The sequence below is a fragment of the Peribacillus phoenicis genome (assembly GCF_047238085.1).
Classification (GTDB): Bacteria; Bacillota; Bacilli; order Bacillales; family DSM-1321; genus Peribacillus.
Map to the genome: position 1 here is coordinate 166,148 of NZ_JBDFMF010000001.1, position 20,917 is coordinate 187,064.

20 protein-coding genes are annotated in these 20,917 nt (G+C 40.2%); 10 read left to right on the forward strand and 10 right to left on the reverse strand.

Going from position 1 to position 20,917, the window contains the following annotated elements; genetic code table 11:
- Positions 1 to 21: 21 nt before the first annotated feature.
- From ABC374_RS00830 to ABC374_RS00840, 3 genes are all read right to left on the reverse strand, one after another.
- Positions 22 to 1,440, reverse strand: coding sequence for an NAD-dependent succinate-semialdehyde dehydrogenase (locus tag ABC374_RS00830; protein ID WP_413015258.1), 1,419 nt, complete (start codon positions 1,438 to 1,440; stop codon positions 22 to 24).
- A 205-nt stretch (positions 1,441 to 1,645) separates the two neighbouring features.
- Positions 1,646 to 2,914 (reverse strand): dicarboxylate/amino acid:cation symporter, encoded by a 1,269-nt coding sequence (locus tag ABC374_RS00835; RefSeq protein WP_048685030.1) that lies wholly within the window; start codon positions 2,912 to 2,914, stop codon positions 1,646 to 1,648.
- A 220-nt stretch (positions 2,915 to 3,134) separates the two neighbouring features.
- Positions 3,135 to 4,055 (reverse strand): ketopantoate reductase family protein, encoded by a 921-nt coding sequence (locus ABC374_RS00840; protein ID WP_413015260.1) that lies wholly within the window; start codon positions 4,053 to 4,055, stop codon positions 3,135 to 3,137.
- 603 nt (positions 4,056 to 4,658) lie between these two features.
- Between ABC374_RS00840 and ABC374_RS00845 the strand changes: the two genes are divergently transcribed.
- The 6 genes from ABC374_RS00845 (at position 4,659) to ABC374_RS00870 (ending at position 8,387) form a co-directional block, all read left to right on the forward strand.
- Positions 4,659 to 5,108 carry a LytTR family DNA-binding domain-containing protein gene (locus ABC374_RS00845; RefSeq protein ID WP_350301117.1) on the forward strand — a complete coding sequence of 150 codons (450 nt, stop codon included), beginning with the start codon at positions 4,659 to 4,661 and terminating at the stop codon, positions 5,106 to 5,108.
- Positions 5,105 to 5,527, forward strand: coding sequence for a DUF3021 domain-containing protein (locus ABC374_RS00850; RefSeq protein WP_350301118.1), 423 nt, complete (start codon positions 5,105 to 5,107; stop codon positions 5,525 to 5,527). Before ABC374_RS00845 ends, ABC374_RS00850 begins: the two co-directional genes overlap by 4 nt.
- A gap of 11 nt (positions 5,528 to 5,538) precedes the next feature.
- Positions 5,539 to 5,808, forward strand: coding sequence for a 2TM domain-containing protein (locus tag ABC374_RS00855; protein ID WP_350301119.1), 270 nt, complete (start codon positions 5,539 to 5,541; stop codon positions 5,806 to 5,808).
- A 248-nt stretch (positions 5,809 to 6,056) separates the two neighbouring features.
- Positions 6,057 to 6,992, forward strand: coding sequence for an ABC transporter ATP-binding protein (locus tag ABC374_RS00860; RefSeq protein WP_413015263.1), 936 nt, complete (start codon positions 6,057 to 6,059; stop codon positions 6,990 to 6,992).
- Positions 6,989 to 7,864 (forward strand): ABC transporter permease, encoded by an 876-nt coding sequence (locus ABC374_RS00865; RefSeq protein WP_350301121.1) that lies wholly within the window; start codon positions 6,989 to 6,991, stop codon positions 7,862 to 7,864. The genes ABC374_RS00860 and ABC374_RS00865 overlap by 4 nt, the downstream gene beginning before the upstream one ends.
- A gap of 151 nt (positions 7,865 to 8,015) precedes the next feature.
- Positions 8,016 to 8,387, forward strand: a complete 372-nt coding sequence (locus ABC374_RS00870) for a 4'-phosphopantetheinyl transferase family protein (protein WP_413020215.1) — start codon at positions 8,016 to 8,018, stop codon at positions 8,385 to 8,387.
- 247 nt (positions 8,388 to 8,634) lie between these two features.
- Here the strand turns inward: ABC374_RS00870 and ABC374_RS00875 are convergent, their stop codons facing one another.
- On the reverse strand, positions 8,635 to 9,192 hold the full coding sequence (locus tag ABC374_RS00875; protein ID WP_101224913.1) for a 3D domain-containing protein: 558 nt from the start codon (positions 9,190 to 9,192) through the stop codon (positions 8,635 to 8,637).
- A gap of 663 nt (positions 9,193 to 9,855) precedes the next feature.
- Positions 9,856 to 10,920, reverse strand: coding sequence for a M20 family metallopeptidase (locus ABC374_RS00880; protein WP_350301122.1), 1,065 nt, complete (start codon positions 10,918 to 10,920; stop codon positions 9,856 to 9,858).
- A gap of 163 nt (positions 10,921 to 11,083) precedes the next feature.
- On the opposite strand from ABC374_RS00880, the gene ABC374_RS00885 reads away from it, so the two are divergent.
- Positions 11,084 to 11,590, forward strand: a complete 507-nt coding sequence (locus ABC374_RS00885) for a general stress protein (RefSeq protein ID WP_350301123.1) — start codon at positions 11,084 to 11,086, stop codon at positions 11,588 to 11,590.
- A gap of 49 nt (positions 11,591 to 11,639) precedes the next feature.
- Here ABC374_RS00885 and ABC374_RS00890 read toward each other — a convergent pair whose 3' ends face one another.
- The 4 genes from ABC374_RS00890 to ABC374_RS00905 form a co-directional block, all read right to left on the reverse strand.
- On the reverse strand, positions 11,640 to 13,187 hold the full coding sequence (locus ABC374_RS00890) for a methyl-accepting chemotaxis protein (RefSeq protein ID WP_413020217.1): 1,548 nt from the start codon (positions 13,185 to 13,187) through the stop codon (positions 11,640 to 11,642).
- Positions 13,165 to 13,635 carry a hypothetical protein gene (locus tag ABC374_RS00895; RefSeq protein WP_413015267.1) on the reverse strand — a complete coding sequence of 157 codons (471 nt, stop codon included), beginning with the start codon at positions 13,633 to 13,635 and terminating at the stop codon, positions 13,165 to 13,167. The genes ABC374_RS00890 and ABC374_RS00895 overlap by 23 nt, the downstream gene beginning before the upstream one ends.
- 204 nt (positions 13,636 to 13,839) lie before the next feature.
- Positions 13,840 to 15,312, reverse strand: a complete 1,473-nt coding sequence (locus ABC374_RS00900; RefSeq protein ID WP_350301125.1) for a PH domain-containing protein — start codon at positions 15,310 to 15,312, stop codon at positions 13,840 to 13,842.
- Entirely contained in the window at positions 15,312 to 15,806 is a 495-nt protein-coding gene (locus ABC374_RS00905) for a PH domain-containing protein (protein WP_413015269.1), read from the reverse strand. Before ABC374_RS00905 ends, ABC374_RS00900 begins: the two co-directional genes overlap by 1 nt.
- Positions 15,807 to 16,041: 235 nt before the next feature.
- Here ABC374_RS00905 and dacB point away from each other — a divergent pair, with 235 nt between their 5' ends.
- From dacB to bluB, 3 genes are all read left to right on the forward strand, one after another.
- A complete protein-coding gene (gene dacB / locus ABC374_RS00910; RefSeq protein ID WP_413015271.1) occupies positions 16,042 to 17,532 on the forward strand; it encodes a D-alanyl-D-alanine carboxypeptidase/D-alanyl-D-alanine endopeptidase in 1,491 nt (496 codons plus the stop codon).
- A 330-nt stretch (positions 17,533 to 17,862) separates the two neighbouring features.
- Positions 17,863 to 18,468, forward strand: coding sequence for a uridine kinase family protein (locus ABC374_RS00915; protein ID WP_413015273.1), 606 nt, complete (start codon positions 17,863 to 17,865; stop codon positions 18,466 to 18,468).
- A gap of 91 nt (positions 18,469 to 18,559) precedes the next feature.
- Positions 18,560 to 19,201 (forward strand): 5,6-dimethylbenzimidazole synthase, encoded by a 642-nt coding sequence (gene bluB, locus ABC374_RS00920; RefSeq protein ID WP_063235341.1) that lies wholly within the window; start codon positions 18,560 to 18,562, stop codon positions 19,199 to 19,201.
- Positions 19,202 to 19,326: 125 nt separating this feature from the next.
- Here bluB and rpoN read toward each other — a convergent pair whose 3' ends face one another.
- Positions 19,327 to 20,688: an RNA polymerase factor sigma-54 gene (rpoN, locus tag ABC374_RS00925; RefSeq protein WP_350301129.1), complete on the reverse strand. Its 1,362-nt coding sequence runs from the start codon at positions 20,686 to 20,688 to the stop codon at positions 19,327 to 19,329.
- Positions 20,689 to 20,917 lie beyond the last annotated feature (229 nt).

Genomic DNA, 20,917 nt, shown 5'->3' on the forward strand with positions numbered 1-20,917 from the left:
TTTTCAGTGCGTATAAATAAGTTACAAACCTAAGGAAATATATTTTACTTCCAGGAATTCTTCGATGCCTTGGTGTCCGCCTTCACGGCCGAGCCCGCTTTGCTTGAATCCGCCAAATGGAGCTTGCGGAACGGAAGGAAGTCCATCGTTCAAGCCTACAATTCCGAATTCTAGTGCCTCGGTGAATTTGATGCCCTTGGTGATATTTTCAGTGAAGACGTAAGCTGCCAAACCGAAGATGGAGTCATTTGCCCTCTTGATTGCCTCTTCGTCAGTCTTAAAGGAGGCTATAGGAGCTAGTGGACCAAATGTTTCTTCCTTCATGCAGAGCATGCTGTCATCAATGTTGGACAGTACGGTTGGTTCAAGAAAAAAACCCCCGATTGATTTTCCGCCAGCCTCGAGCTTAGCGCCGCTGCTGATGGCTTCATCAATTTGCTTTTGAACCTTGTCCACTGCATTTTGATCGATAAGCGGGCCGATATCGACGCCATCTTCCAGTCCGTTTCCTACCTTTAGTTCCTTTACCTTGGCAACGAGCTTTTCGATGAAGGCTTCTTGAATGGCTTCGTGGACATAAATGCGATTTGAACAGACGCATGTTTGTCCTGCGTTACGGAATTTTGAACTGATGATGCCATCTACCGCTTTATTAAGGTCGGCATCCTCAAGAACGATTGCTGGTGCGTGACCTCCAAGCTCAAGCGAGATTTTCTTTACCGTGTCAGCTGAGCCCCTCATAAGGGTTTTGCCGACTTCTGTAGAACCGGTAAACGTCAATTTACGAACCCTCGTATCTTGAAGCCAAGTTTCACCGATTTCTGATGATTTTCCTGTCACGACATTGATGACTCCTTTTGGAATGCCAGCTTCTTCAGCTAATTCAGCCATTTTTAAAGCTGTTATGGGAGTCAGGTTTGCTGGTTTAATGACGACTGTGCAGCCGACGGCAAGAGCTGGTGCCACTTTTCTTGTAATCATGGCTGCAGGAAAGTTCCAAGGCGTAATGACAGCTACAACTCCGACAGGCTGTTTAGTCACGAAAAGCCGCTTATTGGACACGGAAGCAGGAATCGTTTCGCCGTACACCCGTTTTCCTTCTTCGGCAAACCAAGATAAAAAGCCGTTTGCATATGTCATCTCACCAAGAGCCTCTTTAAGGGGCTTGCCTTGCTCTTCAGTCATGATTTTTGCCAGTTCTTCTTTATTATCATCAATCAATCGATGCCATTTCCAAATTAGTTCAGCACGTTCGTAGACCGAGAGTGCAGCCCAGCCCGTAAAGGCTTCATATGCGGCATCTGCAGCCTTCGCCGCTTCAGTTGCACCGCCTTTAGGAACGGTGGCAACTATTTCATCCGTTGCCGGGTTTCTCACTTCAATTTTATCCAATCCAAAATCCGACCACTCACCGTTAATAAATAATCCGTAATCCTTCATGATAAAACCTCCTAATTTGGTTAAATCCATCAAACTACTAAAACTTTTAACTTTATACTTTTACCTGTTACATAAAAGTATAAACACTTTTCACTGATTCTGAAATTTATTTGATTGGCTATTTATAGAAAATTGGTTAAATGATAGAAAGGGAGCAATACAAAAAAAGAGGTGCAAGTTGCACACCTCTTCATTCTGGGTTCGATTATTTTTCCGATGAGACGGCTACTTCACTCATATCACCTGAGATGGCTTGGTTTGGATTGAATTCACCTTCTGATTTAGAAATGACCACTGTAGCAACACTGTTACCGATTAGATTGGTGATGGCACGTGCTTCAGACATGAAGCGGTCGACTCCCAGCAGTAATGCCATTCCTTCAACTGGAATCATTGGGAAGGCAGCTAATGTTGCAGCAAGTGTAATGAAACCGGATCCCGTTACACCAGCAGCACCTTTGGATGTTAACATCAAGATTCCTAGAAGCGTCAATTCCTGCCAGATGCTTAAATCGACACCATAGGCTTGGGCGATGAAAATCGCTGCCATGGATAAGTAGATGGATGTGCCATCAAGGTTGAAAGAATAACCGGTTGGGACAACCAAACCGACTACCGATTTTGAGCAACCGTATTTTTCGAGCTTTTTCATCACGCTTGGCAGGGCGGATTCCGATGAAGAAGTTCCTAAAACTAAGAGGATCTCTTCTTTTATATAGGCAATGAACTTGAAAATATTAAAGCCGTACATTTTTGCAATCGAGCCAAGGATAAGAACGATGAAAAGTGCCATTGTGATATAAACACTGCCCATTAATTGTCCTAACGAGGTTAAAGAACCAAGGCCAAACTTACCGATTGTATAAGCCATTGCTCCAAATGCGGCCAATGGAGAAACTTTCATGATCATACCGACGATGCCGAAGAAAATGTCGGCAATATGCTGAAAGAAAGAAACGACTGGCTGCACTCTCGGTCCCATTGCCGCCATGGATAATCCGAATAATACGGCAAAGAATAGAATAGGGAGTAAGTCTCCGCCAGCCAGTGCGGCAACGGCATTATCAGGAATGATATTAGAAATGAAAGCAACGGCGCCATGTTCCGTTTCGGAAGCGGCTGTCGTATATTGTGATACATCTCCGCCCTCGACTGAATCGATGTTAAAGCCTTTACCAGGTCCCAGCAGATTGACCACGATGATTCCGATGGCAAGTGCGAAAGTGGTAACGATTTCAAAATAGAGCAGGGCCTTTCCGCCGATGCGGCCAACCTTTTTCATATCACCCATACCGCCAATTCCGATTACGACGGTTAAGAAGATGATTGGTGCAATGACCATTTTAATCATTTTAATAAATAAATCTGCCAATATCTTCAGCTGCTCACCGAAAGCAGGGAAGAAGAAACCGACTGCTATACCCAGAATGATACCGATGATGACTTGAACTGTTAAATTTTTTAATATTTTCAAGGGGCATTCTCCTTTGTTAATATGATAGCGCTTTCTTAACTTGATAATAGTGTAACAGAAGAAAGAATCAGAATATTCTTTTGGTGATATTGTTTTCTTTTTGTTCTTTTTGGTCTTGGGGATTTTGAATAACTGAAGAGGAATTAAAAGTGAAGATTAGGATATAAAGAGATTACTAAGCCGAAAAAAAATACCGGTGGAGCACCGGTATTGGCGAAAATTAATTTTCAAAAGGTTTTATGAGTGCATATAGAGTTCCGATCACAGGAAGTTTCAAACCGGCCTTGTCGGCAAGGCGCAGTGCACCGCCCTGTAAATGTTCCACTTCAAGGGTTAGGCCCTTCCGGCGGTCCTGGTGCATGGAAGAAGTGGATTCGTCAGGTAAACCTGCCATGTTTTCCAACGCTTGAGCAATATTCGCCACAGTAATACCGACGTCATAAGCATTTGCAAGCTCCTTCATTTCAACAAGGACCTTTTCTAGCAATCCATTGGTTTCCGGGAATCTCCGTATCGTGCCGATAGGGAGGTTCGATGCAGTTGTCACACCGGAAAAAGCGGTGATGAACATATATTTGATCCACATCCTGATCAATATGTTTTCCGTTCTGCTTGCCTTCATGATAGCTGATCCGGCAGCCTGTTCGAATTCATCACAAATCTTTTTTTGTGACGGATGAAGCGGGCCATAGATTAAATCGTGATTTTCATTGGAGTGAATGACATGACCTTTTTCATCAAGGGTTGCTATGATGAAGGCGCTTCCTCCCAAGACGGCTTCTTCGCCCAGTTCGTCCTGTAAAATGGATACATGTTCCAACCCGTTCAAAAGCGGGAGGACCTTTGCGCCCCTTTCAACAAGCACCTTTAAATCTGTAAGAGTGCCTTGCAGATGCTGGCCTTTTACCGCGAGAATCACAAGATCGACCTTTTCTATATCATTTACATTCTCTGTGATATGAAGGTCGTTTAATTGGTAGTTTCCATGTGGGCTGGTTATGCTGATCCCGTTTTCCTTCAATTGTTTGGCGCGGTTTTTTCGGACAAGGTATTGAACATCCTGCCCGGCCTGCTGTAACCTGCCCCCAAAGTAGGAGCCGAGTGCCCCGGCCCCTATAATGACTATATTCAAAGTGCACACCTCTCTTTTGATTAAGATATTCTAATCATAACATTGACTGAATTTTCGGTAAATGTTAAGGATTATAAAGTGTTTATAAGCTTGGTTGCCTAAGTCAATCGGTCCTCATTGCAGTGGTCAAAAATGGAAATTTGGAGTATGATTGCTTTACCATTATATTTAGGCAAATCCTGTTTAATAGATAAATCCGCACAGTATCACATGGATACTGTGTTGTTTTAGTTGACAAAAGGAAAAGGCATTTGTGATTTTATAGTGAAATAGATTCGAGAATGGTATTAAAATATATATTGTTCCAGCCTTGTGTATTATTTCATATCTCTAATTCCTATTGCCATTCCAGACTAGCTGTTAATTCGTAAATTACCTTAGTTTATGTAGGGCGGAACAGTAAAATTGGTCATAAACGAAATTGAAAGGTTATTACTACATGTAAACTTCAAAGGATTTTAAAAAGTGTTATTTTTTTCGATATAAAAAGAGTATGAAATGTATTTTATAATCAATTCCAGGTAAGTTATAGATCGTTTTCAACCACTTATGATTAAATTTGAAAAATCATGAAATGCCCATGGTATATTTTAGAAGAAGCGGAGGAGGCTTATGCAAATTAAGCTAATAATCGATGAAAAATATGTCGAGCCAGAAGTAGTTATCCATGCAAATGAGTATAGCAGCCAAATAGAACAACTTATGAAGTATTTGAAGGCTACGAGTACAGATGTAATTGACGGATATTTACAAAAAGAAATTTTCATGTTGAAAATTGTCGACATTTACTTTGTATTTTCAGAAGGAGCTAAGGTTTACTTTCAAACAGAAGAAAATGAATATGAATCCAAGCGTAAGTTATATGAACTTGAGGAGTTATTAGAAAAAGATTTTGTACGTGTAAATAAATCCACACTTGTGAATGTAACGAAAATTTCCTCTATGAAGGTTGAGGGAATGGGGATGATGCAGCTCGTGATGAATAATGAAACGACTGTCCTTGTTAGTCGTTCGTATTTAAAAGGTCTTAAAAAGAGATTAGGAATCGGGAGGGATACATGATGAAAATCATTATGCAGGTTTCCCTTTTAGGAATGGTAATCGGACTAAGTATTTCCTATACAATCATTACTATTATCTTATTACAAAATCCAACCCATAAGATAGACGGTCAGGAGTTATTTTTAGAATTTCTTTTAGCTATTATTCTTGGGTTTGGCTGTGGTATTACTTTACTTATTTTTTACATTGAGCGATGGCCGATAACGCTAAAACTATTCATACATTATGCTGTTTCTTTGTTGCTTGTACTTGCTTGCGGTGCAAAAGGGCAGTGGTATGAAAGCCCATTTGAGAATCCTATGGCAATCATCGTGTTCTTTGTCATTCATCTTGCGATATATCTTGTTATTTTATGTGTAATTTATTGGATCAATTTTCAAGAAGTGAAAAGCATTAATGAAAAATTAAAAAGACGATAGAGGAATAAATTATGTCACAAAATAGCTATGAGAATGCAAGAAAACGTGTAAGGGAATTAAAGTTATTATATGTTCATTTAGTTTGGTATATTTCTGTGAATGTTATGTTGATTTTTATTAATATGATGACTAGTTCCGGCAGTTGGTGGTTTATTTATCCTTTAATGGGATGGGGACTGGGTATTGTCGCACATAGTTTATATACCTTGGTACTAAGTAGATGGGGCAAAGAATGGGAAGAGAAAAAGATAAAGGAATACTTAACTAAAGATAATGAATAAATTAATTATGGCTGGTATATTTCCTTTCGCTTAAGGATGAGTGAACCATGGAATTCCTAAACTGAACGACCAATTATTGATTATCATGGATACATAGATTTATAAATGTAATAAAAATCTGTAAAAGTTACTGTTAAAAACTAGTGAAATAATATTTTTTCTTGCGAAATATATAACTGGACAAATTATCACAGTCGATGGAGGTTTGATGATCTAAACCTCCTGTATAGATTGAAGAGGGTGAAGGAATGCCGGAAGAACAAGCCATTATTAAGGTAACGAATTTGCAAAAAAAATACGGTGCATTTGAAGCTGTAAAAGGGATATCCTTTTCGGTGAAAAAAGGGGAGCTATTTGCTTTTCTGGGAACCAATGGGGCAGGCAAATCGACAACGATCGACATTCTGTGTACGCTGCTAAAAAAAACCGCTGGGGATGTCATGATCGATGGCTGTATCCTCGGTGAGGGCAAAGGAAACAACTCGATTCGCGATAAAATCGGGGTTGTATTCCAGGAGAGCATATTAGACGAACGTTTAACGGTGTATGAGAATATTATGAACCGGGGCCACTATTATAATTTGAGCAAAAGTCAAATTCAAGAAAACTATCATTTTGTTTCGAAGTATTTGAACCTGGATGATATAAAAGCTAAAAACTACAGTACTTTATCAGGCGGGCAAAGGAGGCGGGCGGACATTGCCCGTGCCATTATCCATAAACCGAGTATTTTATTCCTGGATGAACCGACGACGGGTCTGGATCCACAAACGAGACTATTTGTTTGGGATGCCATTAAGAGATTACAGGAAGAGACGAATATGACCATTTTTCTAACAACACATTATATGGAAGAAGCAGCCGTGGCTGATAATGTAGTTGTCATAAAAGAAGGGCGTCTGGTCGCAAAAGGTACACCTAGTCAATTAAAGGATGAATATGCATTTGATAGTATGCATTTAATATTTAACCAGGCTTTTGATCCCCCGTCATGGTTTAAGAAGAAACGATTATCCTATACGTTGAAAAATTCAACGTACACCCTTCGCTTGCCTTCTACGTTAGATGCGTATGGCATTTTAAAAGAACTAGAGGGGCAAATAAAATCGTTTGAGGTTATAAAAGGAAGTATGGATGATGTCTTTATCAACATTATAGAGGAAAAAGGGAGTATCTCACAGTGAAATCCTTGTACCACTTAATCAGTAGGAATAACAAAATATACCGTCGCGATCGTACATTATTGCTTCTTTCCTTATTGTCCGTTTTCATTGTCATTCTATTGTATGCGGTATTCTTACAACAAACCCAAATCGACACAATAAAAGAACTTGTCGGAAGCACAAAAGCATCCAAAGCGATGGTCAATGAGTGGATGGTCGCAGGGTTATTATCGATTACTGCAGTAACGACAACTCTAGGCGCATTCGGGATTATGGTCAAAGATAAAGAAAGCAAAAAAACAAATGATTTTTTAACGGCGCCATTATCAAGATCAACAATACAGCTAAGCTATGTTATAAATTCATTTGGAATTGGTCTGTTTTTCTCGTTACTTGCCTTCGTGGGTTGTGAACTATTTCTTGTCTTGGCAGGCAGTGAAATCATGAGTGGGGTGAAGATTTTAAAGGTATTGGGCATTATTGTTCTTTCGGTTGCCTTATCCAGTTCAATCAATTTATTCTTGACCCTTTTCATCCACACGCAAAACGCATTTTCCACACTGAGTACAATCGTCGGAACGGCCATAGGTTTTTTATGTGGGGTGTATGTCCCTATTGGTGGTGTCCCCACTTTTGTGCAGAATATCATCATGTACTTCCCGATAAGCCATACGGCCGTCCTCCTGAGGAAAGCATTCATGACGGATTCGGTACAAACTGTATTTAAAGATGCGACCCCGGAACAGATCTTAGAATACAAGAAACATTACGGCATAGTATACGAAATGAATGATAAGCTTGTGACATCCGCCTATAGTTTATGGATGATCCTAATTACGATGGTTGCATTCACTATAATATCCCTCATCGTATTCAAAAAGAAAAATAAATAACCATGAGGATCTTTTTATTGAATATGAATTCCATTCATAAAACAGATTATATGGAAAACCTTATATAAATAATGGTGGGATTCATTTTAATTTATCTCATAGTAAGAATTTTATTGTTCTAGGAATAGGAAAACAAGAATTAGGTATCGATATTCTATGTGAAAGAAAGATAAATAAAGAATTAATTAAGTATTTTTTTAGTGAAGAAGAACAGAGATACCTCCATCACTTAAAAGAAGGAAAACAGGATTATTATTGGAACGCGTTATGCTATAAAGAGGCATATATTAAATGTAGTGGTGGTCAAATAATAAATATGAAAAACAGGCTTGTTTGTCCTAAGGATTTACAGTATGGCAAAGTAAACAGAGTGAAACAGGAAAGAGAACAGATCGAAAGCATATTCTTCAAAGATTCAAATTACCATATTTGTATGATTTCCAATAATATATCAAGGAAATTAACTTTTGAGATTTTAGATATGGATGTAATATATAGGAAAATTGAAGGTTTGATTTCATGATAAACGTGATATTCCCAAAAATAACTTGATTTTTGTAACCGATCATAGGCTTTTTTTATGTCGAAGTATGCGACATAAGGGAAGTCTGTTTTTTGTTTTATAGTTTACTCTTAATAGTGACAGTCCTTTGTATGGAATCTATTGACCTTCCATTTCGGATTTATATGGTAAGGTTTTAGCTTTAGTAAGGAAAATATTGCAAAAAAAACAGCCCTGTGTGTCCAGAGCTGATCAGATTCTACTATTATTATTTATAGATTTTTACTTTAACGGTTTTTCTGCCCCAATTGATAGCTTTTGAGTGAGAAGAGTAGAAGACGTCAATTTTATTACCTTTGATTGCGCCGCCTTTATCTGCCGCAATGGCATCCCCGTATCCTTCTACATGAACTTTTGTTCCAAGTGGAATGACTTTAGGGTCGACTGAGATGGCTTTTACGTTAGGGTTTTTCTTTAAGTTAAGACCCGATGCTGTAATCCCGCTGCAGCCTTTGCAGTTCGCTGTGTAAGCTGTTGCCTTCACCGTGATCGTTTTATATTTTTTTGATGATGATGATGTTTTAGCTTTAGGTTTAGCGGCGGTCGATGTTTTCTTGACCTTTAAAACTTGTTTTGGATGGATGTTATCTTTTTTCAGGTTGTTCCAACTTTTGAGTTGATTGACTGTTATATTATGTTTATTGGCGATACCCCATAGTGTGTCGCCGCTTTTAACTTTGTATGTAGTAGTAGCAGCCGATGAAACTCCGGAAAAACTAAATACCAAAAAGAAAGCAGTGAATAATGGAAGTAGTATTTTTTTCAAAATGAATAGTCTCCTTTGTTTTAAATCGTAGACTTAGAATAACAGGTCTTTATGACAATAATGTTTCGGTGGAATAGTAATTGTGTTACAAAAAGGTTTCCCTTGATAAATAAATGTAATATAAACTAGGTCAAAAGGACTTGTCTAATAAATGTAAATATATTATTTATTATGTCAGTATAAGCGTATTTTTGTTAAATAGTGTTGCTATAATGGCGTATCCTGTTTAATGAGGTAATATATGGATGTTTAATCCCTGGTTTTAAAGTCCTGTATATTTTGTAAAAAAACAACGTAATAATAGACGATTGAATGCTGTTTATTTTAGTAGGAGAGGATATGCGGAACATGAAAAAAGCCGACATCTATGTGATGCCGGCTTAGACTAGACAAACTCGATGAAAATCAAGTCTGTCTATAGTTTTTATGAGGGTTTGTAAAGCTTCGAACGTCGATTTCCACTCCAGGCACTCGCTTTCCGCGGGCGGTCCGTGAGCCTCCTCGGCGCCTTTGCGCCTGCGGGGTCTCCCTTGGACACGCTTTTCCCGCAGGAGTCTCGCACCTTTCGTTCCAATCAACTTTGTTTTGAAATTTAGATAAACCCCTTTTGTTTACAAACTCAGCCGGCATCTATGTGAAGCCGGCTTTTTTTCATGAAATGGTTTAATTTAAAATAAATTCAGAAGCGAAATCGACTAGCATTTTTTGATAGACTGCTACCGATTCAAGATTGACGCATTCCCTATCTCCATGCCAGTTCTCACCTTTTGGTCCGAATTCAATCGCTGGGATATCATATGCCGCAAAAAAGACGGTATCTGCGGAGCCGTGCTGTCCAAAAATGACAGCGTCTTGCTTCGTGTTTCTTTCGATAATCGGACGGAGCAGAGTGATGAATGGGTCTGACTCTTCGGTTTTTACAGGTTTACTGTACATATTAAGGTGGACATTATTTCCTGTCACACTTTCGATCTGAGCAAGGATATCTTCCATTGTTTGCGTAGGGAGATAGCGAATATCAAGACTTAGCAAACAGGCATCCGGTACCTTATTATAGACCTCCCCGCCTTTTATTTTTGCTAGGTTAAGTGAAGGGGAAGAGTAAAGGGGAGTATGATCCCGGGTGAAAGGAAGTTCCTTTATTTTTTGATAAAGATCATAGGCCTTTTCAATTGCATTCACGCCTTCCCATGGACGGCTTCCGTGTGCGGATTTGCCGGATACTTCAATATCGAGACGAAGGGCACCCTTTGCCTGGAGCCCGATTCCCAATTGCGTCGGTTCGGCACAGATCACAAAGTCCCCTCTATAACCATGTTTCGCTAAATATCCGGAACAGTTCAAACCGCCAATCTCTTCATCCGATACGATCTGAAGCTGGATTTTCAAACCTAATTCCTTATCTTTCAGTTCGGTAAATGCACACATCATCCCTGCAACACCGGCTTTCATATCGGCTGTCCCGCGTCCATATAAGTTTCCTTCATGAACCTCAGGGAAAAATTGATCCGGCGTTCCGCTGACAACATCGACATGGCCATTCCAAATTAGGGTTTTATCTCCGCTGCCAATCTCGCTTACAAGCATCTTATAACCGTTATTTACGATCACATTCACGGTAAGTCCTTGATCTTTAAGCCAGTTTGCACAGTAATCAACTGCCTGGTTAGCTCCTTCTTTCGATGAACTGTCGATAGATACTAAATCTTTAAGTAACTCGATGAGCAAAAAGAAAACCTCCTAAAAATATGCATACTATGATTATATATACCCTTTCTTAGGAAGGGTTAACTTAAAATTTTTTTCCTGTTAAATAACGTTTAGCACTTTCATCCTCTGGGGTATGTAAAGGGGGAGCGACAATTTACATTCTTTAAGGAGGATGATAGATATGGATAAACGTATAATTGGTGTATATGAAACTGGAGAAGAAGCTATAAAGGCTGTTGAGTCATTACAGGCCCAAGGATATGATCGTGAAGATATTTCAGTGGTAGCTAAAGATAAAGAAGAATTAAATGCAGTTAATGAAGAAACGGGTACAAAAGTTGAGGAGGGGCTCGCAGCTGGTGCAGCGACCGGAGGTATTTTGGGCGGTGCTGCCGGATTATTAGCTGGTGTGGGTGCGTTGGCGATTCCGGGAATCGGACCGGTACTGGCAGCTGGACCGCTTGCTGCAACATTAGCCGGAGCGGCTGTAGGTGCTGGTACAGGAGGATTGGCCGGTACATTAATCGGTATGGGCATACCTGAAGACGAGGCGAATCGTTATGAAGCGGATGTAAAGAGTGGCAAGCTGCTTGTGTTAGTCGATTCGGATGCGAGAAAAACCAGTTCTTCTTACTCAGGAATAACGGAAACCGATGAAACGCTAACGAACGGTAGAAGAACTCTATAGGTCGTAAGTTAAAAAAGGACGGATCCCTTAGGATCCGTCTTTTTTTTGATTAGAATGTGAACTTCTTTATTTCTTTGTGCATTTCCTGGGATAGGGCATCCAATTCACTAGCCAAGGAATTTAATTGTTCCATGGAAGCATTCGTTTGTTCTACGGAAGCAGATACTTCTTCAGTTCCTGCGGCAGTTTCCTGACTGATCGAATTTAATTTTTCTGCATTGCTCGCCATCCGTGTGACCTCGTTTACCATATCGTTCATCATCTTTTTGATTTCGTCAAAATTGCTGAATGTGTTCGCGATGATGGATGCAATGTGACTGAAGGCATTTTCCGTATCCGTTACAGAAGTATCCTGAAGATGGATTTTTTGATTGACTTGATCAATCAAATGAACGGTATTTGTTGTATCGGTTTGCATCGCTTGAATGATTTCAGAGATTTCTTTCAGTGAGTTTTCCGTCTGTTCGGCCAATTTCTTAACTTCATCGGCAACAACTGCAAACCCTTTTCCGTGCTCACCAGCCCTGGCTGCTTCGATGGCAGCATTAAGAGCGAGTAAATTCGTTTGTCCTGCAATCCCGCTTATGGTCTTTACGATCGCACTAATATCATTGGAGCGTGCATCCAATGATTTGACTGCCGTACTCATCTTATTGGATATTTGGGACGTTTCATTGAATTGTTGTTTCAGGCCTTGCACTTGAGTGATTCCGTTTTCGGAAGCCTTGAACATATTTTCGGATTCCGTGGCCATTTTGCCCGTTTGCGCCTCAAGATCATTGATTTTGTCAGCCAATAGCTTTACGGCCACTTCGTTATTCTGCCCGACTTCGATTTGGTCTATGGCTCCGGCTGCTATTTGTTCCATCGTCATGGCCACCTCGTTAGCTGCCGCTGAATTTTCATCGGCACTAGCCACTAGCGTCATGGAGGAATCCGATACTTTATCGGAAAGGTTGTTGACAACCCCTAACATATGACTCATATTCCTGGTCATTAAGCTGGTATCTTCTGCAAGTTGGCCTATCTCATCTTTCCTTGAAATGGAATTCCTGGAGGTGAAATCACCGTTAGCCATTTTCCGTATGGATTCCTGCAGCTTTTTAATGGGATTCGTTAAAGAACGGGTGATGAAGATGGCAGATAGTGCAGTGACGGTAAAGACGATCAACAGTGTGATGATATTATCGATTATCATCGGGTTTGCACGGACTAGCACTTCGTTTTCATCCATTACCCCTGCTATTCTCCATCCGGTTGTAGGATTTGTGGCGTATCCGACGATCCTGCTTTTCCCTTCAAATTCCTCGATCATTGAACCGGATTCACTTTTCATTTTTTTGAAAATATTTTCCTTTGATATATCCTGTTGAATTTTTTCCTTGTCTGGATGGGTAACGAATGACCCTTTCTTATCCAGCAAAACCGTATAGCCCGTTTCGCCGAATTTCGTTTGATTGACCATTGTGATCAATGTATCGATCGAGATGTCGACACCGAGCACGCCTATTAATTCATCACGATCATCATATACAGCTTTTGCTGCGGTAATGACAAGTGTATCCGTCGCCTTATCAATATAAGGTTCCGTCCAAATGGTTCTTGTTTTTTTGTTTCAATGCGGATTGATACCAGTCCCTTTGTCTTGGATCGAAGTCAGTCGGCAATTCAGCTTTTGGGAATATTAATGTTTTTCCATCTTTCTCCGTGCCAAGGTATAAACCATTTATTTCAGAACTGCTTGATTGTGTATGGGAAAACTCATCCATTATGGATTCGGGGTTCTTATCATAAGTACTCATGATAGGATATTTACCGATCCTATCCAATTGACTTTCCGTTTTTTGAAAGAAGATTTCGAAAGAATCGTTCATTGACTTGACTTGCTCTTCAGTCGTTCCGGTAAATTCCTTGGTCGTCAACTCGATACTATTTTTATAGCTCATGTAAGAGATGGCCATTCCGCTTAACATGATCAAAGCTAAAAAAGGAATCAATATTTGTTTTTTTAGCGAATTAAAATACCAGTCTGTTAGTCTTTTCATATGTACAATTCTCCTTATATACCTCGAATTAATTTAGGCTTCTATAGATATTTCGGTCTGCTTTGACTTTTTTGAAGTTTCTAGTTAGAAAATTCCCAATATTAATTTTGAGGTGAGTGGGCGACATATATTCAAGGTATGAGGAGGATATAGAGGATAAAAAAAGAGCTGACTGCCGTAGTCAACTCTTTCATTCAATGATAACTATTCGACTTGGATATTTTTTGTCCTGTCCATATACCATGTGTAAAACTCGTCTGCATATTCAACGGATACATCTTGGAGCTTTGTATGGTGTACAGGCTTGGAGCGGTTGATCGTTTCAATTGTAGCAAGCCCGAAAAGCTTTTGCAGCTTCGAACGTTCCACCTCAATTTGAATGACCTTGCTTCTTTTGGTTATGAATAGTGATGTTTCCAAACTTCCGGATTTGAACTGAATGAACTCATCATTTATTAAGTAACGGCTATTTTTGTAATTGATTATTCTCAATGTATAAATGAGAACGAGTAGAATCAGTGAGATATACAATAGGGAGGGGTTGAAATAATAGATCGCCAATGTTGTGAGAATCCAGAAAAAGCTGGGCCGCAGCATTCGGATTTTGAAGGCCTGTTTCGATAGTGACTTCATTGACCGTTCCACTTTATAAGCGGGTAAAATCTCTTCTACCATCCCATATGCCCGTTCAATTGATAAAAAAGGATAGAGGGTGTTCGTTTCCAGCTCTTCATCACCGGTGCTTCCTGCACTGATCAGTTTCACTTCTGCCAACCCTAGTAATCTTTTAATGATTGATTGGGTGATTTCGACTGCTTGTACTTTTTCTTTCCGAATGGAAAAAGCGGATTCGTCCAGTACGCCTTTCTTGATATATATGCGCTCGTGATCCGATGAAATTTCATATTTTCCATATTTAACGAATGTGGAAACGATTCCGAAGGCAACGGCGACACATATGAGGCCTGCAATAACGATGGTAATGATCCACCATGTATCCAATAACTTGGCAAGAAACCCTTCGGCATTCTCCAAATCGATAAAATCATCGAGTGTATTATATAACGTAGCCAATATCGGGATAAGAGCCAGGAAGCTGAGTGATGTAAAGGAAGCTTTCAGAACATCTTGTTTGCTTGGCGTGAAGTGGATCGTTTTTTCATTGGCTGGTTCCATATCCTCAGCAATTCGTTCTTCGGGAATATCCGCTTCTATTACCGGAAGTTCCTGTTTTGAAGCATATTCCCCCTCAAGCCGTTCGGCCTCTTTTCGGGAAATCATCTCGAAAGGTACGCTACCCTGATCACCAGTCATCCCGGTTTCGAATGTTAAAGAGGTCAATCTGAAAATCTTATGAAATAACGTCGTGCGTTGCTGGACATTCTGAACCTTATGAAGCGGGACAGTTCGATACGATTTCGAGACAAGCCCTGAAGTAATATATAAGGTCCCATCTTTGATTTGGTATTTATATGTATACCATTTAAGGATGACAGAAATGACTTTCCAAATCAGATAAACTAGAAAGCCGATTTGGAGTACCTTCATATACATCTTTTCAGAACCGAAATTCAGGACATAAAGCATGATTATGAAAAATACGTTCCCTTTCAGCAATTTCCAAAATTCGAAAGGGATTTTGATAGGGTGTAATCGTTTTGCTTGTTCTTCCATCATTAATCCACTTCCTTAATTTTTGCGAAATGGGCAATTTTATCTCGTAATTCATACGCCTCTTTCTCGGGGATCGCTGGTATGTCATGAGTATCGCCCATTGTACCGATGCTTAGGGAATAAAGGTTGTATTTTCGCAAAAACGGTCCTTGGTTCAATTTGACGGATTGAACCTTCGTCATCGGAATGAGTTCATGCGTTTCACTCCAGGCTCCACGTCTTGTTTGAATGAACTCTTCGTTCACGTCGTAACGCCAATACTTTTGCAACAGTATCGGTTCAATGAAGATGGACCAGATAGCATGGAAAAAAGATAATACGATAAGTCCGTTTAAAATCCATCCAATCCATTCTTTCCAAGTGAAATAATCATCAACAAATAATAGGGTGCCAAGGACGGCGAGGATAATGAGATTGGTAATGGCTTCAGTCATCCGCCACACCTTCACTGATTCTTTGGATATTTTCTTCGTTGGTGGCTGTATCTTGGAATACATATATTCACTCCTTACTATGTCTTTATACTTATACGGATTATCTTGCAAAAAAGTTCCCTATTATAAGTACATGTAAAGAAATTATGCAGCCGCATACCATGGAGTGGCGGCCGAATAATCCTGCAGTTTCCCGAGTATGTATAAATAAGGAGTTTTCTAGTGGATCTTTTCTTTTTATATGACCGAAAAATGGACAAGATAGAAGTGGTGAGTTTCTAGAGTGGGAGTGATAGGTTTGACGTATAAAAGGAAGTTGGGTTTTATATTCTTCCTGTTTTTGATTTGTTTTTTTAATGGAGAATCGATGCATGCTGCGAATGATGATGAAAACCTAGGGCAGGAAATTCAACGAATATTGGAGCATTCGCCAGGATTGGCTGGGGCGTTGACGGGAATTTCCATCCGTTCAGCTGAAACGGGGGAAATGATTTATGAACAGGGGTCGCAAACGAGATTGCGGCCTGCTTCGAACCTTAAGCTTTTGACTGCAGCAGCTGCGCTGGAAACTTTAGGGGAAGATCATGCTTTTCAAACGGAACTATACATAAAAGGAGTGCAGGTTGGCCAGGTTCTGCAGGGCAATGTATACCTGAAGGGAAAAGGAGATCCTACATTATTGGAAAAGGATTTTGATGAACTGGCAGCTTCACTGAAGCACAGGCAAGTTAAGTTCGTTCACGGGGATCTTATAGGCGATGATTCTTGGTATGATGATGTTCGTTATTCCCAAGACTTAGTTTGGAGCGATGAACAGGAATATTACGGTGCAGCCGTTTCGGCTTTAACCGCTTCCCCGAATGAAGATTACGATACCGGTACCATCATCGTGGAGATGACCCCTGGGGAAAAGGCTGGGAAGAGGGCAACGGTGAAGCTTGAGCCGGAAACCGATTACGTGAAGGTCATCAACAAAACGAAAACTGTATCGGCAGACGCTAATAACAAAATTGAAGTCGAATGGTCTCATGGCACACAAGTCATTACGGTTTCCGGGACCATTCCGGAGCATTCCGGTGTGACCAAAGAGTGGATTTCGGTGGAAGATCCCACAGGATATGCGCTGAGCCTATTTGAAAAATCAATGAAGGAACATGGAATTAAAGTGTTGGGAAAAAGGAAAAAAGGGAAAACGCCAGTAGGAGCGGACATGATTGCCACTCATCAGTCCATGCCGCTTTCACAGCTGCTTATTCCTTTCATGAAATTGAGCAATAACAGCCATGCCGAGGTTTTGGTAAAGGAAATGGGCAAAGAGGCAGAAGGGGAGGGAAGCTGGAAGGATGGTTTGAAGGTTACTCGAAATCAGCTGAAGAGTATGGGTCTCGATATGCAAACGATCATGATGCGTGATGGATCTGGAATTTCCCAAGTCAATATGATTCCAGCGAATGAAATAACGAAGCTGCTGTATGCCGTTCAGGAAAAAACGTGGTTTCCTGCTTACTTGAATGCTTTACCGATTGCAGGCAACGAAAATCGGATGGTGGGCGGTACGCTTAGAAAGAGGATGAAAGGGACACTTGCAGCCGGGAATGTTCGTGCGAAAACAGGAACGATTTCAGGAACGAGCTCCTTATCAGGATATGTGACGACCAAAAAAGGGGAAAAAATCATATTTTCAATCATCTTGAATAATTTTGTCGAAGAAAAAGGCATTACGGCAATCCAGGATAAAATAGCCGTAATGCTCGCAGAACAGGAAAACCTATTGGGAAGCGGCCATTAGTATCCATGGAAACCTAAGTTGAAGTTCAGGATCTGCGAGAAACAGGTCGGCATCAGCCAAATCATTTTTATATAGTTTCCCAAACCACTGTTAGTGAGAAGCCTGTAATCCAAGAGGAGTATACCCTGTCCAGCTTACTTCTGTTGGAAGAATCTTAAGCATTTTCTTTAGTGAAGGACCTAATCTATTATTTGTTTGAAACAAGGTCCATATCGAAAATTGGATTTTATTAAATAACAGTATCCTTCATCTTAGTTTTTTCATTTTATCCACTCAAGGAAGGAATTTAAGGGAGGATGAATAGAAATAAGTAGTATAGGGGGAATGCTTATGAACTTTCCAACACTTAATGGACCGTATACGATTAGCAGTCTTATAGCTGAAATTCACGAAATTTCCAAAGAACGATCTCTCTATATATTGGCCATAGATGGCCGGGGCGGGTCTGGAAAAAGTACACTCGCTGCCAGTATCCAAGCAGAATGTCCGGGCAGCGCGGTCGTACATATGGATGACTTTTATTTGCCATCTTCGGATAGGGTTCAACTGCCTCCATCCCAAAAGGCGATTGGAGCGGATTATGATTGGGAACGGGTTTGTAACCAAATCCTAAAACCGCTTACAGAGGGGAAAGAAGCAAGATATCAAAGGTATGATTGGGAAACGGACACTATGGCCGAATGGCATGAGGTTCCTGCTGGGGGCCTTGTCATTATAGAAGGAACTTATTCTATCCGTAAAGAATTGGCAGGGTATCATGATTTCACGATTTGGGTGGAATGTCCCCGTGATCAGCGTTTGAAACGTGGCCTTGAGCGGGATGGTGAAGATGCGCGTCAAATGTGGGAGGATAATTGGATGGTTCATGAAAATCTCTATGTGGGTGCGCAAAGGCCTCAAGAAGGAGCGAATCTTGTTGTGGACGGAACGAGCTGAGTCAGAGGATATTTTAATTGTAAGGGTTTACCTATAAAATAGATTGTATGTTTAGATAAATTTCTGGGGAGCCGGAAACAGGGGGGAAACTATGTTTACTAATGAAGAACAAGCTGCTGTATATAAAGCCATTTATAACCGAAGGGATATCAGGAGTTTTTTGCCAAAGCCCATTTCAAAGGATATACTCCGCAGAATTTTGGATGCTGCACATCATGCGCCATCTGTAGGATTCATGCAACCTTGGAGTTTCATCGTGATTTCATCTCAGGAAACCAAGAACAGTTTGGCATGGGCAGCGGATAAAGAAAGAAGGGCACTCGCTATTCATTATGAAGGAGGTAAAGAAAATAAGTTTCTTAGTTTGAAAGTGGAAGGGTTAAAAGAAGCACCATACACCATTTGTGTTACATGCGACCCGACACGGGGAGGCTCCCATGTTTTAGGGAGGAACTCCATTCCGGAAACCGATATTCTATCCACGGCTTGCGCAATTCAAAATATGTGGCTGGCTGCCTGTGCGGAAGGATTGGCAATGGGATGGGTAAGCTTTTATAAGAAAAATGATATTCGTGATATTTTGGAGATTCCGCCGCATATAGAACCCGTTGCACTCCTGTCGATTGGCTATACGGATCAATATCCGGATAAACCCATCCTTGAACTTGCTAATTGGGAAAAAAGAAGGCCGATGGATGAACTTATTTTCGAGGATAAATGGGGTAATAAATAAAACGATATATTAAGATTCCAAAAAAAAGCACCTGGTTCAGGGGTTTTTGGTTGTGATGAAAATATAAAAGACTCTTACGAAAGATACATCTTTTGAAAGAGTCTTTTTAAAAATTTGGTTTGATTTTAAAATCTACGCCGTTTTGAAGATCCCGGTATACCGAGATCTTCACGGTATTTTGCAATAGTGCGGCGGGAGATCTTCGTTCCTTCATTTTCGAATATTTGACAAAGTTTCTGATCTGAAAAAGGCCTTATCTTATCTTCATCGGCAATCAACACCTTTATTTTTTCTTTGATGGTGGTCGTTGATTCGGTTGCTTGGCTGTTCACGCGGTGTAACCCTCTAGTAAAGAAGTTCTTTAGTTTAAAGAGGCCATGCGGCGTCTGGATATATTTATTGCTCGTCGCCCTGCTGATCGTTGATTCATGAAGCTGAAGTTTTTCCGAAATGTCTTTCAGTGTCATTGGTTTTAATCCCGTAATTCCCTTCATGAAAAACTCTCGCTGCTCGTCCACGATTGACGCTGTCACTTTGTAAAGTGTCATTTGCCTTTGTTCAAGCCCTTTTAAAAGTAATTGGGCATCATTTATGTGCCCTTTTATATAATCTTTAGCTGGATTAACAGAATTCATAGCAACGTGGTTCTTGTAGTAAGGATTGATGGAAAGTTTAGGTGTGCAGCTATCGTTGACCGTTATCAGAAAACCTTCTTTATCTTTTTCCACGTAAACGTCCGGCACGATGTAATGAGTCATATCATCGGAAAAGTGACTGACTGGACGCGGGTTTAACGTACGGATGAAATCCGAGGCCTCTTGTACTTCCTGAACGGTCACTTGGTAAAGGCCGGCAATTTTCCTGTAGCGTTTTTCTGCTAAATCCGTTAAATGCTTTTTAACGATCTTATACGCTAATTCATTGTAATCCTCATGCCCACGCAGCTGAATGAGTAAACAGTCGGTCAGATCTTTAGCCCCGACTCCAATGGGCTCAAGGGACTGCAATACTTGAATCATACTTTCGATTACTTCCACGGACACGGAAAAATGCGAGGCAGCCCATTTGGCATCCAATTCAAGGAATCCATATTCATTTAAGTTCCCAATCAAGAATTGGAGAATTCTCTTTTCAAAAGCTTTCAACGAACTTAGTAAACTCAATTGTTCCAGTAAATGGCTTTCCAGTGTTTCTGTGTTGATTGAATAATTGTTGATAGGGTTGTAATCATTGTCTCCGTTGAAACTTTTACTTTTAGAGGACCGTATCTGAGAATTTATTTTATGTGTATGAATGCTGGATTCAGAAAGTGATGCGAGGGGTTCTTTAAAGCTAATTTCGAGAACGGGATTTTCGTAAGCCTGTAGGTTCAGGAAATCTATCAGTTCATGGGTGGAGTATTGAAGGATATTGATCGATTGCTGTAATTCAGGGGTTAATGACAATTTCAATGTTTGTTTTTGGTACAGTTCAAATCCTACCTGCATATATATCAACTTCTTTCGTTTAGATTAACATAGCGGTTCAAAAGGAATGGAAAAATATTAAGATGATAATAATACAAATCTTCCGAAAATTCAACATTCTGTGTCAGGTTTTATAACATTGATCAGAAAATAAAGAGGGGGATTCAAAAATTTGTGTAAATTAATATTTAATTTAATGAATAGGTATCGAGTGATTCAAATTCGAATTGAATGATTCGTATATGAATCG

Excerpts from the sequence above, each read along its gene's own strand:
- ABC374_RS00830 (WP_413015258.1), bottom strand. The coding sequence starts at position 1,440 with ATGAAGGATTACGGATTATTTATTAACGGTGAGTGGTCGGATTTTGGA.
- ABC374_RS00845 (WP_350301117.1), top strand. The coding sequence starts at position 4,659 with ATGCAAATTAAGCTAATAATCGATGAAAAATATGTCGAGCCAGAAGTA.
- ABC374_RS00850 (WP_350301118.1), top strand. The coding sequence starts at position 5,105 with ATGATGAAAATCATTATGCAGGTTTCCCTTTTAGGAATGGTAATCGGA.
- ABC374_RS00855 (WP_350301119.1), top strand. The coding sequence starts at position 5,539 with ATGTCACAAAATAGCTATGAGAATGCAAGAAAACGTGTAAGGGAATTA.
- ABC374_RS00860 (WP_413015263.1), top strand. The coding sequence starts at position 6,057 with ATGCCGGAAGAACAAGCCATTATTAAGGTAACGAATTTGCAAAAAAAA.
- ABC374_RS00885 (WP_350301123.1), top strand. The coding sequence starts at position 11,084 with ATGGATAAACGTATAATTGGTGTATATGAAACTGGAGAAGAAGCTATA.
- ABC374_RS00895 (WP_413015267.1), bottom strand. The coding sequence starts at position 13,635 with ATGAAAAGACTAACAGACTGGTATTTTAATTCGCTAAAAAAACAAATA.
- ABC374_RS00900 (WP_350301125.1), bottom strand. The coding sequence starts at position 15,312 with ATGATGGAAGAACAAGCAAAACGATTACACCCTATCAAAATCCCTTTC.
- ABC374_RS00905 (WP_413015269.1), bottom strand. The coding sequence starts at position 15,806 with ATGTATTCCAAGATACAGCCACCAACGAAGAAAATATCCAAAGAATCA.
- ABC374_RS00915 (WP_413015273.1), top strand. The coding sequence starts at position 17,863 with ATGAACTTTCCAACACTTAATGGACCGTATACGATTAGCAGTCTTATA.
- bluB (WP_063235341.1), top strand. The coding sequence starts at position 18,560 with ATGTTTACTAATGAAGAACAAGCTGCTGTATATAAAGCCATTTATAAC.
- rpoN (WP_350301129.1), bottom strand. The coding sequence starts at position 20,688 with ATGCAGGTAGGATTTGAACTGTACCAAAAACAAACATTGAAATTGTCA.